The following is a 15,302-nucleotide window of genomic DNA, read 5'->3' on the forward strand; positions in this document are numbered from 1 at the left end:
GGCGTCTCTCCTTCACCTCTTCAGGAAGTCGGTCAGTCCCGTCAGGAGCCGGTCGACGTCCGGTGAGTCGTTGTAGGGGGCGAGCCCGACGCGCAGGCCGCCGGTGTCGCCGAGGCCGAGGTGCCGGGAGGCCTCGATGGCGTAGAAGGAACCGGCCGGGGCCTGGACGCCACGCTCCGCCAGGAAGCCGTACGCGTCGGCCGTGCTGTGGTTCTCGAAGGTCAGCAGGACGGTCGGGGTGCGGTCGGCGGCCCGGGAGTGGACGGTGACGCCGTCGAGCGCGGCGAGCCCCTCGTCGATCTGCGCGCGCAGGACCCGTTCGTGGGCTTCGAGCGCGGCGTATCCGGCACTCAGCCGCTCCCGCCGGGTGCCGGTGGCCTCCATGTCCAGCCGCTCGGCGAGGAAGTCGACCGCCGCTGTCGTGCCGGCGAGGAACTCGTAGGGCAGCGTGCCCAGTTCGAAGCGCTCCGGGACGGCGTCGGTGGAGGGCAGGAGCTTGTCCGGGCGCAGGGTCTCCAGCAACTCCGGGCGGGCGGCGAGGACTCCGTGGTGCGGGCCGAGGAACTTGTAGGGGGAGCAGACGAAGAAGTCCGCGCCGAGCGCCTCGACATCGACCAGGGCGTGGGCCGTGTGGTGGACGCCGTCGACGTGGACGAGTGCGCCGACCTCGTGGGCCGCCCGGGCGATGGCGGGGATGTCGGGGCGGGTGCCGATCAGGTTGGAGGCCGCGGTGACAGCGACGAGCCGGGTCCGCTCGGACAGTACGGCCCGGATCGCGTCGACCGTCAACTCACCTGTCTCCGGGTCGAATTCGGCCCACCGCACGGTGGCGCCGGACTGGACCCAGGGGCGGATGTTGGCGTCGTGGTCGAGGCGGGTGACGACCACCTCGTCGCCGGGTGACCAGGTCTTGGCGAGGGTGCGCGCGACGTCGTAGGTGAGCTGGGTGGCGCTGCGGCCGAAGACGATTCCCGAGGGACTCGCCCCGAGCAGGTCGGCCATCGCCCGGCGGGCCCCGGTGACGAGGGCCTCGGCGTTGCGCTCCCCCAGGGTCACCTGTCCCCGGTTCGACAGGGGCTGCGCCAGGGCGCCGGCGATGGCCCGGATGACTGGCTCGGGGGTCTGGGTGCCGCCGGGGCCGTCGAAGTGGGCGATACCGGCGGCCAGGGCCGGGAAGTGGGAGCGGATGGCGGCGATGTCGTACGGCACGTGGGGCTCCTCGGTCCGGCCGGTTCCAGGTGATCTCAGCCTGTCACGCCGTTCGCAGGGTCTCGCGGTGAGCCCGGTTCGTGGCCATCAGCCCGTCGAGGGCGTCCCGGGTCCGGATCAACTCCTCGATGTGGTCGGAGAGCCGGTCGCGTTCCTCGGCCATCCGCTCCAGAGCGGCGTCCGACGTCTCCGCGCTGGGCGAGTCGACGCACGGCAGGAGTTCGGCGATCGTACGGCTGGACAGACCGGCCTCGTACATTCGCTGGAGGAAGGTCACGCGCTCGACCGCGTGCTGTGTGTAGTGCCGCTGCCCGCTCGCGCTGCGCGTGCTGGTGAGCAGGCCCTGCTCCTCGTAGTAGCGCAAGGCCCGGACGCTGACCCCGGCCCGTGCCGCCAGTTCCCCGATGCGCACGCGTTCCTCCCTCGCGGACTTGACCCTCACGTGGACGTCAGGTTTTAGCGTACCTGCGTGCCCGGGATTCGGGCGCGACGGATCACGAAGGAGACATGCCGTGACGACCCTTTTCACCGGCTTCCGGCTCGGCGGACTGCGGCTGCCCAACCGGGTGGTCATGGCCCCGATGACACGGGTGCGGGCCGCCGAGGGCGGTCTGGCGACGCCGTCGATGGCGCGCTACTACGCCCAGCGCGCCACGGCAGGCCTGATCGTCACCGAAGGGGTGCAGCCGAGCCTGATCGGGCAGTCCAATCCGGGGACGCCGGGGCTGTACACCGACGAGCAGGTCGCCGCCTGGCGGCCGGTGACCGAGGCCGTGCACACCAACGGGGGCCGGATCTTCGCACAGATCATGCACGGCGGCCGGGTCTCGCACCCGGACACCACCGGCCTGCGGCCCGTCGGCCCCTCGGCCGTCCCCGCCACCGGCGGGGTGTTCACGCCCACGGGGCCGCAGCCCGCGCCGGTTCCGCGCGCGCTGGGCACGGAGGAGGTGCCCGAGCACGCCGAGTCGTATGCCGAGGCCGCGCGCCGCGCCGTCGACGCCGGGTTCGACGGGGTGGAACTGCACGGCGCCAACGGGTACTTGATCTCGCAGTTCCTGGCCCCCAACGCCAATCTGCGCACGGACCGTTACGGCGGCTCGGTGACCAACAGGATCCGGTTCGCCGTCGAGGCGGCGGCCGCGACCGTCGACGCCGTGGGTGCCGAGCGCACCGGGATCCGTCTCTCACCGGGCGGCACGTTCTGGGGAGTTGAGGAGACCGAGGTCGTCGAGCTGTACACCGCCCTGCTGACCGAGCTGTCCCGTCTCGGACTGGCCTACGTTCATCTGGAGGCCACCGCCCCCGAGGAGACGCTCCTGGACCTGCGCCGGGCATGGCCCGGTGCGCTCGTCATGAACCCGGTGCTGCCGTTGGGCGCCAAGCAGGCCGGCCGCTCCGAGGCCGACCACTGGCTCGGTCTCGGCGCCGAACTCATCAGCTTCGGCCGCGCGTTCATCGCCAACCCGGACCTGGTCGAGCGGCTGCGCACCGATCTGCCGATCGCCCCCGCCGACGAGGCCACGTACTTCCAGGGCGGGGACAGCGGCTACCTCACTTATCCCGCATACCAGTACACGGCATGACGTCCTGATGGCGAGGACACCACGAAAGGGTAACGAAGGTCAACCGCAGGCAATGCCGGGTGGTCTAGCCCAGCATGAAGATCTCTTTCCTGCTTCACAACGCCTACGGGATCGGAGGCACCATCACCACCACGTTCAATCTGGCCCAGGCTCTGGCCGAACGGCACGAGGTGGAGATCGTCTCCGTGCTGCGGCACCGGGAACTGCCCAACTTCGTGCTGGATCCAAGGGTTTCGCTGCGGCCGCTGGTCGATCTCAGAGAGGAGAAGGAGCACCCCTTACATCTCAGACCGGCGCGGGTGTTCCCGCGCTCCGAGTACCGGTACGGGCAGTACAGCGAGCTGACCGACCAGCGCATATCCGAGGCCCTCGCCGCCATCGACGCGGACGCGGTGATCGGCACCCGGCCCGGGCTCAACGTGCATCTCGCGGGTCAGGCGCCACCCCATGTCGCCCGGATCGGGCAGGAGCACCTCACCCTGAACAACCACTCGCCCCGGCTGCGCACCGCGCTGCGGCGGGCCTACCGGGGGCTCGACGTGCTCACCACGGTGACCGAGGCGGACGCGGGCGCCTACCGGCGCCGGATGCGGCTGCCCGGCGTACGGGTCGAGGCCCTTCCGAACAGCGTGCCGGATCCCGTGCTGCCTGCGGCCGACGGTTCCGCGAAGGTGGTCGTCGCGGCCGGCCGGCTGGTCCCGGTGAAGCGGTACGACCTTCTGGTCGAGGCCTTCGCCGCGGTCGCCGCCGAGCATCCGGACTGGCAGCTGCGCATCTACGGCAAGGGGGACGAACACGACCGGCTTCGGCAGCTCATCACTGACCTCGGGCTGTGGAACAACGTCTTCCTGATGGGCGCCGCGGCTCCCATGGAGGCGGAGTGGGTCAAGGGCTCGATCGGGGCGGCCGCCTCCGACTTCGAGCCCTTCGGCATGACCATCGTCGAGGCGATGCGCTGCGGGCTGCCCGTGGTGAGCACCGACTGCCCCCATGGCCCCGCCGAGATCATCGCGGACGGGGTCGACGGGCGGTTGGTGCCGGTCGGGGACCGGGACGCCATGGCGGCGGCCCTGCTGGAGCTGGTCGGGGACGACGAGCTGCGCCGCCGTATGAGCCGGGCGGCCCTGGAGAACGCGCGGCGGTTCGCTCCCGGACCGGTGGTCGAGCAGGCCGAGCGACTCATCACCGAGGCGGTCTCGGCGCGGCGGGCGGGACAGCCGGTCGTGCGGAACCGCCGGAACACACATCTGGCCGCCCGGGGCTTCGCCGCCCGGGACACGGCTCTGGTCGCGGCGAGCGGTGCGCTGCGCATCGTACGAAAGGGGAGGCCGTGACGACGACACGCGCCGGATGCGCGGTGGACACGGACGGCAGGATCATCTTCGAGGTGCCCGAGGCCCACGGCCGCCGGTTGCTGCTGCGGCTGCGTCCGAAGAAGGGGCTGCCCGAGGAGACCCTGCACGTCCTCGAACTGAACTCGGCCGACGAGGGGCGCGCGCGTGCCGTGCTCGCGGCCGATCCCGTGCTCACGGAGGGACGGTGGGACGTATATCTGCTGGACGGGTTCGCGCGCACACGGCTGCGTCCGGGCCCGCGTGACCTGCGGGTCCTGGTCGACGGACACCTGCGGGACCGGCACGCGCCGCTGGCCGTCCGGGTCCCCTACGTCACCAAGGACGGCTTTCTCGCGGTGCGGACCTGGCTGCGGCCCGCGCACGCGGAGGTCGACCGCGTGGACGTCACCGGCGGGGCGCTGACGGTCTCGGCCCGGCTGCACGGTGCCTCGCTGCCGGCCGGCGCCGAGGTGCGGCTGCGGCTGCGGCGGGAGACAGGGACCGTCCGCACGCTCGAGCCACTGGTCGGACAGGACGGCCGGAGCTTCTCGTTCACGGTCGCCGACGAGACCCTGGACATGGGCGTCTGGGACATGTTCGTACGGCCCGCTCCCGAAGCGCCGATGATCCGGCTCGCCCGGCTTCTGGACGACGTGGCGGACCGTAAGGAGGTCTTCGTCTACCCGGGTGCCACGGCAGCGGGGATCGTCGTGCGGCCGTACTACACGGTCGACAACGACCTGTCCCTGGACGTGAAGCGGACCGGCTGAGCGGTCACCGCGCTGGAGGTCATCCCCAGAGCACGTGCAGGGTGGGCGGCTTGCGGAAGACCAGGCCGTACGGGGTGGTGGGCTGGTCCGGGTCGAGGCGGAGAGCGGGGAGACGGTCGAGCAGGTGCCGCAGGGCGATGCGGGTCTCCAGGCGGGCCAGATGGGCGGCGAGGCAGTAGTGGGGGCCGTGGGCGAAGGCCAGCTGGAGGCGGGCGTTCGCGCGGCGGACGTCGAAGCGGTCGGGGTCGGGGAAGACCGCGGGGTCCCGGTTGGCACCCGTCAGGGAGACGGTGACGAGGTCGCCCTGGTGGATCGAGGCCGGGCCGAGGGTGGTGTCCCGGGTGGCGTAGCGGTCGACGACGGCCGCGCCGGGTTCGAGACGCAGGGACTCCTCGATCGCGCCGTCCAGCAGGGCGGAGTCGCCCTGCACCAAGGCGAGTTGATCCGGGTGCCGGAGGAGATGCAGCAGTGCGTTGGTGATCATCGCCTCGGTGGTCTCTATGCCTCCGAACATCAGTACCGCGGCGTTGGAGGCCACTTCCGGCAGGGCCAACCGGTCCGCGGCGGAGGTCAGGAGGGACGTGGTGCCCTTTTCCGCGACCGTGGTCTCGACCGCCGTCCGAAGCTCGGCGTACGCCTCCGGGCCCGCGGGTCCGGCCGTACGGCCTGCCGTGAGGTCCGAGACGGTCCGCACGATGGCGTCGTACCACGAGAGCACGGTGTCCGTGCCGGCGCCCACCAGTCCGAGTGCCTCGGTGACGACGGCGACGGCGAGGGGGCCGGCGAAGCCGCGGCGCAGTTCGGCGGCGCCCGCCGGTTCGAGTGCGGTGACGAGGCGGTCGGTCTCCTGCTCGATGAACTCGGCGAAGCCGTCCCGTACTGCACGCGGGCGGAAGGGCGCGGTGAACGGTTCGCGGTGGCGGGCGTGTTCGTCGCCGTCCAGGGAGAGCATGCTCGGGCCGACGACCTGGGCGGTCGAGAAGCGGGGGTCGTCCACGGTGAAGGTCTCGGCGTCCCGCATCACGTCGAGCGCGAGATCGCGCCGGGTCACCAGCCAGCCGTTCAGTTCGGGCAGCCAGGACACGGGTTCGTGGGCACGCAGTCGGGCCAGCCGCGGATGCGGATCACTGGCGAGTTCGGCCAGCGTGGTGGTGGCACCGAGCGGGAATTTGATCACGCTCCAGGCTAACCCGGCGGAAAATACGTGGCAGAGGGGCGTGGGGCGGCCTACGCTGCTCGACGATGACGACTCATACTCCTGAACGATTGGGGGTCCCGTCCGCGCAAGGTGAGTGCTGATGCTCACTTCGACCGCGAACGAGGACATCCGTACATCCTTCTGGCCGCGCGTGCGCGAGTTCGCCGTGCCGGCCTCCATGATCGAGACCGCGACCGCCCGTCGCCTCGCCGGGGACTGGGCGGGGGCGTGTGCCGCCGCGGGTTTCGACGTCGATCTCAACCTCCGTGCCGTGGCGCGCGATCACGGCCGGGAGCTGGCGTCCCGGGTCCGGTCCGATCTCCGCGCCCTCGCTCCCGACCTGCTGCGCTGGCACATGCCGAGGATCGCCCCGGACGGGCTGCTGCGGCCCGGGGTGACCCTGACACTGGCGCAGTACGACACACCCGAGGGCCCTGTGCATCTCGTGGCCCGAACCGCACCGGCCTGGGCCGACGCCGGACAGCGCATCAGCCTCGCGCTGTGGTCCCGGTCCACGGCCAACGCGGTAGGCCATCCGCACCCGCGCCCGAACCGACGCTTCCGACTGGATCTGCACCGGCATCTGTGGGATGCGGGCAGGGCTGGGGAGTTGGGGGCGCGGTCGGGGGCAGGTGGGGTGCGGGAACGGGACCGGGGCGGTGAAGTGCGCGACCCGGACGGGGCCGGTGACGTGCGGGAACGGGACAGGGGCGGTGAACTCCGCGACCCGGACGCGGCCGCTGACGTGCGGGAACGGTCGGGGCCCGGTGAGGCGCGGGAGCGGCACCGGGGCGGTGAACTCCGCGACCCGAACGGGGCCGCTGAGGTGTGCGACTGGACCGGAGCGGGTGAAGGCTACGACCGGACCGGGACCAGTCAGACCCGCGACCGGCACGGGGCCGGTGATACCCGCGACCCGACCGGAACCGCTGAAGCACGCGACCAGACCGCGACCAACCAGACCCACCACCAGACCGGCACCGCTGAAGACGACGACCGGACCGGAACCAGGCAGACCCGCGACCGGGCCCGAACCAGTCAGATCCCCGATCAGCTCCCCGACCGGACCGAAGCCGCTGAAGGCCACGCCCGGACCGGAACCAGTCAGACTCCCGACCAGACCGGAACCGACGAGCTGCGGCAAGGGTCGGACGTCGGTGAGCCCTCGATGCGGTCGCGGCCCACTCAACTTGCAGGCCATGATCCGGAGTTGATGGTGCCGCCCGATTGCGCCGCCGACCGGTGGGCGGCGGAGGCGCGGATATTGCTCGCGGCCGAAGGACGGACCGGTGGAGTCGTGCTGGTGCGGCTCGGTGGGCGGGAGCGGCTGGTGTTGGAGCTCGGCGCGGACGACGACGTGATGCGTCCCGTACCGACTCCCTCGGCCGGTACCGTCTCCGCGCTTCCCGTCCTGCCGGACGCGGCGACGTGGGTGCTGCCCGACCTCCAACTGCTGCGCGCCGGCGCGATCGAGGCGGAACGACTGCACCCCCTGGTCGCCGCCGCGTTGGCGCCGGACCGAGCGGCCACCGGACCACCCCGCACCCCGGACCGGCCGGGACGACCACGTCTCGTGGAGTGCCGGGGAGCCCGACACCGGATCGGCCTGGTCGACGGGGTACTGGCCCCGCTGGACCACGACCCGGACGAGATCCGGCGGGAGGAACTGCTGGTCGCGCTGACCGGCACCCCGCTCCCCTGCCTCCAGGCGATCGACGAGGCACACCGCCGTCCGCACTGCCTGGCCGGCGTCCGCGAACGTCTCGTGCACGGCGACACCGCCGGCGCCCTGGCCGTCGTCGAAGGACTGCTCGGCCCCGACGCGCTGCTGCGCACCGGCCCCCTCCGGGACGAACTGGAGGCGGCCGCGCTACGGCGCATCACATACGGCCTGTTCAGGGCCGGCCTGACGGGACCCGGGCCCACTTGGTTCCGGCCGCGTCCGAGCGGCCGCGACTCCCGGAACCGGCGTACCCATCCGCGTCACGCGACCTGAATCCTCCGGGGACACATCGTCCCCTCCTCGTGGCCCACTCCTAACCCATAGGTGATCACTCATGCCCATGACCGCCCCTGCTCCCGCCTCCCAACTCGACATCGCCGCCGACCTGTTGACCCTGCTGCGCGACTCCACCACCGAACCGCGCCCCGACTCCCAGTTGGAGGCCCTCACCCTGGCCGTTGCCGCCGACCTGCCCGTACTGCTGTGGGGTGAGCCGGGCATCGGCAAGACCGCGGCCCTGACCCAGCTCGCCGCCGCCCTGGACCTGCCGCTGACCACGGTGATCGCCAGCGTGCACGAACCGTCCGACTTCTCGGGGCTGCCCGTGGTCGGGGACGATCCCGCCACCCAGGGCGTGCCGATGGCCCCGCCGGACTGGGCGGTACGGCTGGTACGGGCCGGCCGGGGGCTGCTGTTCCTGGACGAGTTGTCCACCGCACCGCCCGCCGTCCAGGCCGCGCTGCTCCGGCTCGTCCTGGAGCGGCGGATCGGCGCACTCAGGCTGCCGCCCGGTGTGCGGATCGTGGCCGCCGCCAACCCCAGGTCCTCGGCGGCCGACGGCTGGGAGCTGAGCCCGCCGCTGGCCAACCGGTTCGTCCATCTCCAGTGGACCCACGACCACGAGACCGTCGTACGCGGGCTCGGCGGTGTGCGGGCTGCTCGCCGCGCGGCCCACGCTCGTGCACCGGCTGCCCACCAACGAGACCGGGCGGGGCGGTCCCTGGCCGTCGCCGCGGAGCTGGGACATGGCCCTGTCCCTGATCGCCTTCGCGACCGCGGCCGGCTCCGCGCGGGACGTGCTCTCCTCACTGGTCCGGGGCACGGTGGGCGACGGCCCGGGGCTGGAGCTGCTGGCGAGCCTGGACCGGCTCGACCTCCCGGACCCGGAGGACGTGCTCGCCGATCCCGCGGGGGCCGTCCTGCCCGAGCGGGGAGATCTGCGGCAGGCCGTGCTCGACGGTGTGGTGGCGGCCGTACGGGCACGTCCGGACCGGGCCCGCTGGGATTCCGCGTGGGCGGTGCTGGTGCGGGCGCTGGAGACGGGGGCGCCGGACCTGGTGGTCGTGCCCGCGACCACGCTCGCCTCGCTGCGGCAGCAGGACTGGGACGTGCCGGCGGCGATCGAGAGGCTCGCCGGGACGGTGGCGCTGTCCCGGCGGGCGGACCGGGCGGCCGTCGCCTCCAAGACCCGCCGATGAGCGCGGACACCCCCGAACAGGCAGGACGCCTGGACCGCGACAAGCTCTTCGCCGCCCGCCTCCTCGCCGCCCGGGCCCGCCCCTACCTGGCCACCGCGCTGTTCGCCCTGCACACCGTCGAGTCGAAGCGGGTGCCGACGATGGCCGTGGACCGGCACTGGCGGTGCTACGTCTCACCGGCGTTCGTGGACCGCATGCCGGTGGAGGAGCTGGCGGGCGCGTGGGTGCACGAGGTGTCCCACCTGCTGCGCGACCACCACGGGCGCGGTGACCGGGTGGCCCGTGAGCGCGGGCTGACCGGTGTCGGAGACCGGCTGCGGATGAACATCGCCGCGGACTGCGAGATCAACGACGACGTGTACGGAGACGGACTGGTCCAGCCCAAGGGCGCCGTGCGGCCCTGGCGGTTGAAGCTGCCAGAGGGGCAGCTGATGGAGGAGTACCTGAGCGGGATCAGCCTCGGGCCGCTCACCCTTGACCTGTCCTGGCTGGACTGCGGCAGCGGTGCCGACGGCCTGGAACGCGAGTGGGACCTGGGCTCCGACGGGGCGGACGGCCTGAGCGAACAGGAGCGGGACGCGGTCCGCTTCCGGGTGGCGCAGGGCATCAAGGCACATCCGGGGGACACCCCGCAGGGCTGGCGGCGGTGGGCGGAGGAGGCGTTCCATCCGCCGCAGCCGTGGCGGGACCTGCTGGGCGCGGCACTTCGTTCGGCGGTCTCCGGCTCCGGCGCGGGCGACGACTACAGCTACGGCCGTCCGTCGCGGCGCTCGGCGGGGGTGCCCGGCACGGTGCTGCCGAGCCTGCGACGCCGGCCACCCAGGGTCTGCGTGATCATCGACACCTCAGGTTCGGTCAGCGACGGCGAGCTGGGCAGCGCGCTCCTGGAGGTCGCCGCGATCTCCCACGCCGTGGGCGGCCGACGTGATCTGATCAACGTGCTGTCGTGCGACGCGGCGGCCGGGGTGGTGCGTCCGCTGTGCCGGGCCGAGGGCATCCCGCTGGTCGGCGGCGGGGGTACGGATCTGCGCACGGGCTTCGAGAAGGCGCTGCGCTCGCGGCCCCGTCCGGACGTCGTCGTGGCCCTGACCGACGGGCAGACACCCTGGCCGAGCGCGCGGCCCTCATGCCGTACCGTCATCGGTCTGTTCCCCCGGCCGGGGAGGAGCCGCGCACGACGCGAGAACGACCCCGAGTACATGCCGGACTCACCGCCCGCCTGGGCCCGCGTGGTGGAGATCGGCTCGGCATCCGGAGCCGGGTGAGCCACGAAGCTCCGAGCGGGTCGGCTGACCTCACAGTCGCCGCGGGGTGGACGCGGGGGTGGTCGGCCACGAGATCATGGGGGTCGGGGAGTCCGGAGTACATCGCGGGCCTGGGTGGGAGGAGCGACATGACCAATGTCGACGTACACCAGCATCTGTGGAGCCCGTCGCTGGTAGCGGCCTTGAGGGCACGCCGCGAGCCGCCGTATCTCGACGGCTGGACGCTGTATCTGGACGGCGAGCCACCCTACGGCCTCCCGCCCGCCGACCACGACGCGGCCCGGCGCGCGGAACTCGCCGCCACCGACGGCCTCGGCCTCGCGCTCGTCTCCCTCTCGGCGCCGATCGGCGTGGAGTGGCTGCCCGCGGCCGAGGCCCGGCCGCTGCTGGACGCCTATCACGAGGGCGCGGCCGCGCTCCCCGCACCGTTCGGGGCGTGGGCGGCCGCCTGTGTGCGGGACATCGACGCCAAGGCGACGGCGGACTGCCTCGACCAGGGGTTCGCCGGCCTCCAGCTGCCCGCCGACGCCCTCGCGGACGCGGCTGGTTACGCCCGGTGCGCCCCCCTGCTCGAGCTGCTCGAAGAACGCGACCTCCCGCTGTTCGTGCACCCGGGGCCCGCGGCCGGTGGCTCGGAGGGGCCCGGGTGGTGGCCCGCGATGGTCCCCTACGTCCAGCAGATGCACGCCGCCTGGTTCGCCTTCCGCGCCTACGGCCGTCCCCGCCATCCGCGGCTGCGGGTCTGCTTCGCACTGCTGGCCGGGCTCGCCCCGCTGCACGGGGAACGGTTCGCCGCTCGCGGGGACGGCAGGACGGAACCGGACCCGTTGGTCTTCGTCGAGACCTCCTCGTACGGGCCGCGTGCCGTCGAGTCCGTCGTGCGTGCGCTGGGCGTGGACGCCGTGGTCCAGGGTTCGGACCGGCCGTACGCGGAGCCGCCGCAGCACCCCGGCCACGGGCTCGGCGGAGCGGCGGCCTACGCCTTCCGTATCGCCAACCCGCGGCGACTGCTCACCGGGAAGGAATGACAGCGCGGTGATGGGGCGCGTTCTCGACGGGAGCGCGCAGTTCCACCCGGGAGACGTCGTGGTCCCGGAACCAGGCGAGCAGGCCCCCGATGACCGTACGGCTGTGGCCGTGCCGCCGGTGGTCCGGATCGGTGACGACTCCGATGACATGCCCGGTCCGTCCGCCGCGCGAGCCCGCTCGGGGCGGGCGTCGGTCGATGGCGCCGATGCCACAGGCGGCGAGCCCCTCGTCCTCGGCGTCCACCACCAGGACGCGCACGTCGTCCGCGGTGAGCTGCTCCCACAGCGCCACGGCCAGTGAGTCCAGCTCGTTGCCGTCGAGATCCCCTGATCGCAGAGCCTGCAGACGTACGAGCTCCACGAGGTCGTACTCCACCGCCTGCCGTACGGCCGCTGAGCTTCCGGTGCCTTGTCCCATACCGACCACACTGGTGTAATGCCCTTGTGCATCTCAACCCTTACGGCGAGGACCCCGTGAAGCTGGCCGCGGATCTGGCCAACCGGCGTCCGGCCGACGTCACGGACCTCGCGGACCGCTGCCTCGCCGCCGGGGTGGTGCTGGACGGCCCGGTCACCCCAGGGGACCTGGCCCGCACCGGAGAGGTCCTGGACGCATGGGAGAAGGTCGTCGACGCCGCGGACGAGGAGGAGCGCGCCGAGCTCCTCAACCGCATGCTGGCGGCGGCCGCCGCGTATCCGCGGATGACCAACCACGTGGGCACCGGCTGGCATCTGCACTACCGCGACGAGGGCCAGTCGCTCGGCGACGTCCTGTACTCCCTGATCTCCGTGGGCACCGCCCTGCACCTGGCGGGACGCGGCATGCACCGCCTGCGGCGCTGCGAGGTGACGGAGTGCGCCGCGATCTTCGCCGACACCTCCCGCACCGGCCGGCAGCGGTACTGCTCCCCCCGCTGCGCCAACCGGGACGCGGTCCGCCGCCACCGGGCCCGCGCCGCGACCTCGGGCTAGCGGACGAGGTCCGGACCAGGGACGAGTCAATTATTGGCAACGGTTTTCACATACCGATCGGCAGACCTGTTTACGACAATCATTTCCATCTAGCGTGAGGAGGCAATCAGAACCGCGCTTGGAGGATCCATGTCCACGTCCCCGTCATCCCGCCGCTTGGTGCTGCTCGTCGGCGCCTCCGTCACCCTGTTGGCAGGCTGCGGCAGCTCCTCGGACTCCGGGAGCGACGGGAGCGCCTCCGCGGCCCCGGCCGCCTCGTCCAAGGTCGCCGTCGTCGCCTCCACCAACGTGTACGGCGACATCGTCTCCCGCATAGGCGCCGACAAGGTCTCCGTCACCTCGGTCATCAGCGACCCCGACCAGGACCCGCACTCCTACGAGGCCAGCACCCAGAACCAGCTGGCCCTGTCGAAGGCGAAGGTCGTCATCGAGAACGGCGGCGGCTACGACGACTTCGTGGACCGGATGCTCAAAAGCGCCGGCAACTCCTCCGCCGAGGTCATCAACGCGGTGAAGGTCTCCGGCCGGACCGCTCCCAAGGGCGGCGAACTCAATGAGCACGTCTGGTACGACTTCCCCACGGTCGCGAAGATCGCCGACCGTATCGCGGCCGCCCTGGGCAAGGCCGATCCCGCGAACGCCGCGACGTACACGAAGAACGCCGACGCCTTCAAGGCCGACCTGAAGCCGCTGGAGGCCAAGGAGGCGCAGATCAAGAAGGAGCACGGCGGCAAGGCGATCGCCATCACCGAGCCCGTGCCGCTGTACATGACCGGAGCGAGCGGGCTCGTCGACAAGACGCCCACGGAGTTCAGCGAGGCCATCGAGGAGGGCGACGACGTCTCCCCCAAGGTCCTCCAGGAGACCCTCGCCCTGTTCACCGGCAAGCAGGTCGACGCGCTGGTCTACAACGCGCAGACCTCCGGCCCGCAGACCGAGAAGTCCGAGCAGGCGGCCAAGGCGGCCGGCATCCCCGTGGTTCCGGTGACGGAGACCCTGCCGAGCGGCAAGAACTACCTCGCCTGGATGACCGGCAACGTCGACGCGCTCGCGAACGCGCTGGCCAAGTGAGTGCGGTCATCAGCCTGCGCGGGGCCGGTCTCTCCTACGGTCCGCGCACGGTCTGGAGCGACCTCGAACTCGACGTACAGCCAGGGGAGTTCATCGCCGTGCTGGGCCCGAACGGAGCGGGCAAGACCAGCTTCGTCCGGGCCCTGCTCGGCCGGCAGCCGCTGTCCGCAGGGACGTTGACGGTCCTCGGCCGCTCTCCCCGCGAGGCCGCCCGGCACATCGGTTACGTCCCCCAGCAGGCGGCCCTGTCCGCGCAGGCGATGCTTCGCGCCCGTGACCTCGTGCGCTTCGGCATCGACGGCCACCGTTTCGGGCCGCGCCTGCGAACAGCCGCCGTGCGCACGCGTGTTGAGGGCATCCTCGCCTCGGTGGGTGCCTCGGCGTACGCCGACGTCCCGCTCGGCCTGCTGTCGGGCGGCGAGCGGCAACGCGTCCGCATCGGGCAGGCCCTCGCGACCGACCCCCGCATCCTGCTGTGCGACGAGCCGTTGCTCTCCCTCGACCTCCACCACCAGCGCGCCGTCACCGAGTTGGTGGACGCCCGCCGCCGTTCCCACGGCACGGCGGTGGTGTTCGTGACCCACGAGATCAACCCGGTGCTCGGTCTGGTCGACCGGGTGCTGTACCTGGCGCCGGGCGGTCACCGCGTCGGCACCCCCGACGAGGTCCTCACCTCCGCGTCCCTGTCCCGGCTGTACGGCTCCCGGGTCGACGTCGTCCGTGTGCACGGCCGGGTCATGGTGGTCGGCGCCCTCGACGACCCTGCGCACCACGTGCCGGAGGAGGTCCACCCGTGAGCGTCTGGCACCAGATGTTCGACTTCGAGAACTACGGCGAACTCCTCGTCCTGGTCCGCAACTCGCTCATCGCCGGCGCGGCCCTGGGCCTGGTCGGCGGCCTGGCCGGGGTGTTCGTCGCGATGCGCGACCTGCCCTTCGCGGTGCACGGCATCAGCGAACTCTCCTTCGCCGGCGCCTCCGGAGCCCTGCTGCTGGGCATGAACATCGTGGCGGGCTCGATCACCGGATCCCTCCTGGCGGCCGGCGCGATCGGTCTGCTCGGCACGCGCGCGCATGACCGCAACTCGGTGATCGGCATCCTGATGCCGTTCGGACTGGGTCTCGGGGTGCTCTTCCTCGCCCTCTACAAGGGGCGGGCGGCGAACAAGTTCGGCCTGCTCACCGGACAGATCGTCGCCGTGGACACCCCGCAGACGGCCTGGCTGCTCGTCACCTCCGCGGTGGTCCTGATCGCCCTCGCGGTGATGTGGCGCCCGCTCGCCTTCGCCAGCGCCGACCCCGACGTGGCCGAGGCCCGCGGGGTCCCGGTGCGCGGGCTCTCCTTCGCCTTCATGATCGTGCTCGGCCTGGCGGTCGCCCTGTCCGTGCAGGTGGTGGGCGCCCTGCTGGTGCTCTCCCTGCTGATCACCCCGGCCGCGGCCGCCGCCCGCGTCACCGCGTCACCGGTCCTGCTGCCCCTGCTCAGCGTGGTCTTCGCCATGACGTCGATCGAGGGCGGCATCCTGCTGGCCCTGGGCAGCAGCATCCCGATCAGCCCGTACGTCACGACGATCTCGTTCGTCCTCTACGTCGCCTGTGCCGCGGTCGGCAGATACCGGACCCGGCGCTGGGGCGCCCGGCGTACGGCCCCGGCTTGAGCCGGGCCCGC

General features: G+C 72.3%; 13 protein-coding genes and 3 pseudogenes. 12 read left to right on the forward strand and 4 right to left on the reverse strand.

Going from position 1 to position 15,302, the window contains the following annotated elements:
• Positions 1-12: 12 nt before the first annotated feature.
• Both AQJ46_RS23135 and AQJ46_RS23140 read right to left on the reverse strand, forming a co-directional pair.
• A complete protein-coding gene (locus AQJ46_RS23135; protein WP_059207418.1) occupies positions 13-1,209 on the reverse strand; it encodes a cysteine desulfurase-like protein in 1,197 nt (398 codons plus the stop codon).
• Between the two features lie 43 nt (positions 1,210-1,252).
• Complete coding sequence (locus tag AQJ46_RS23140) at positions 1,253-1,621, reverse strand: MerR family transcriptional regulator (RefSeq protein WP_059207419.1); 369 nt, start codon at positions 1,619-1,621, stop codon at positions 1,253-1,255.
• Between the two features lie 100 nt (positions 1,622-1,721).
• On the opposite strand from AQJ46_RS23140, the gene AQJ46_RS23145 reads away from it, so the two are divergent.
• From AQJ46_RS23145 to AQJ46_RS23155, 3 genes are all read left to right on the forward strand, one after another.
• Positions 1,722-2,795: an alkene reductase gene (locus AQJ46_RS23145; protein ID WP_059207420.1), complete on the forward strand. Its 1,074-nt coding sequence runs from the start codon at positions 1,722-1,724 to the stop codon at positions 2,793-2,795.
• A 74-nt stretch (positions 2,796-2,869) separates the two neighbouring features.
• Positions 2,870-4,129, forward strand: a complete 1,260-nt coding sequence (locus AQJ46_RS23150; RefSeq protein ID WP_059207421.1) for a glycosyltransferase family 4 protein — start codon at positions 2,870-2,872, stop codon at positions 4,127-4,129.
• The gene (locus AQJ46_RS23155) at positions 4,126-4,899 is read left to right on the forward strand and encodes a hypothetical protein (RefSeq protein ID WP_059207422.1); all 774 of its coding nucleotides are present in this window, start codon (positions 4,126-4,128) and stop codon (positions 4,897-4,899) included. The genes AQJ46_RS23150 and AQJ46_RS23155 overlap by 4 nt, the downstream gene beginning before the upstream one ends.
• A gap of 19 nt (positions 4,900-4,918) precedes the next feature.
• Here the strand turns inward: AQJ46_RS23155 and AQJ46_RS23160 are convergent, their stop codons facing one another.
• Positions 4,919-6,076: a cytochrome P450 gene (locus AQJ46_RS23160; protein WP_059207423.1), complete on the reverse strand. Its 1,158-nt coding sequence runs from the start codon at positions 6,074-6,076 to the stop codon at positions 4,919-4,921.
• Positions 6,077-6,197: 121 nt separating this feature from the next.
• Here AQJ46_RS23160 and AQJ46_RS59470 point away from each other — a divergent pair.
• The 5 genes and pseudogenes from AQJ46_RS59470 to AQJ46_RS23180 all read left to right on the forward strand — a co-directional run.
• Positions 6,198-6,728 (forward strand): annotated as a pseudogene (locus tag AQJ46_RS59470) (hypothetical protein); the annotation flags it as partial.
• Positions 6,729-7,211: 483 nt separating this feature from the next.
• Positions 7,212-8,093 (forward strand): annotated as a pseudogene (locus AQJ46_RS57285) (hypothetical protein); the annotation flags it as partial.
• Between the two features lie 61 nt (positions 8,094-8,154).
• Positions 8,155-9,298: pseudogene (locus AQJ46_RS23170) on the forward strand (AAA family ATPase).
• Positions 9,295-10,563 (forward strand): vWA domain-containing protein, encoded by a 1,269-nt coding sequence (locus AQJ46_RS23175; protein WP_059207425.1) that lies wholly within the window; start codon positions 9,295-9,297, stop codon positions 10,561-10,563. The pseudogene AQJ46_RS23170 and the gene AQJ46_RS23175 overlap by 4 nt, the downstream one beginning before the upstream one ends.
• A 128-nt stretch (positions 10,564-10,691) precedes the next feature.
• Positions 10,692-11,591: an amidohydrolase family protein gene (locus AQJ46_RS23180; RefSeq protein WP_057609813.1), complete on the forward strand. Its 900-nt coding sequence runs from the start codon at positions 10,692-10,694 to the stop codon at positions 11,589-11,591.
• Here the strand turns inward: AQJ46_RS23180 and AQJ46_RS23185 are convergent.
• Positions 11,575-12,009 (reverse strand): GNAT family N-acetyltransferase, encoded by a 435-nt coding sequence (locus AQJ46_RS23185; RefSeq protein ID WP_059207426.1) that lies wholly within the window; start codon positions 12,007-12,009, stop codon positions 11,575-11,577. The genes AQJ46_RS23180 and AQJ46_RS23185 overlap by 17 nt on opposite strands.
• A 26-nt stretch (positions 12,010-12,035) precedes the next feature.
• Here AQJ46_RS23185 and AQJ46_RS23190 point away from each other — a divergent pair, with 26 nt between their 5' ends.
• The 4 genes from AQJ46_RS23190 to AQJ46_RS23205 all read left to right on the forward strand — a co-directional run bounded on the left by AQJ46_RS23190 (position 12,036) and on the right by AQJ46_RS23205 (position 15,291).
• Positions 12,036-12,563, forward strand: a complete 528-nt coding sequence (locus AQJ46_RS23190) for a CGNR zinc finger domain-containing protein (RefSeq protein WP_059207427.1) — start codon at positions 12,036-12,038, stop codon at positions 12,561-12,563.
• Between the two features lie 129 nt (positions 12,564-12,692).
• Complete coding sequence (locus AQJ46_RS23195) at positions 12,693-13,634, forward strand: metal ABC transporter solute-binding protein, Zn/Mn family (protein WP_059207428.1); 942 nt, start codon at positions 12,693-12,695, stop codon at positions 13,632-13,634.
• Positions 13,631-14,431, forward strand: coding sequence for a metal ABC transporter ATP-binding protein (locus tag AQJ46_RS23200; protein ID WP_059207429.1), 801 nt, complete (start codon positions 13,631-13,633; stop codon positions 14,429-14,431). The genes AQJ46_RS23195 and AQJ46_RS23200 overlap by 4 nt, the downstream gene beginning before the upstream one ends.
• Positions 14,432-14,445: 14 nt before the next feature.
• Entirely contained in the window at positions 14,446-15,291 is an 846-nt protein-coding gene (locus tag AQJ46_RS23205; protein ID WP_059207697.1) for a metal ABC transporter permease, read from the forward strand.
• Positions 15,292-15,302 lie beyond the last annotated feature (11 nt).

It is taken from the genome of Streptomyces canus, assembly GCF_001514145.1.
In the GTDB taxonomy this organism is placed as follows: Bacteria; Actinomycetota; Actinomycetes; order Streptomycetales; family Streptomycetaceae; genus Streptomyces; species Streptomyces canus.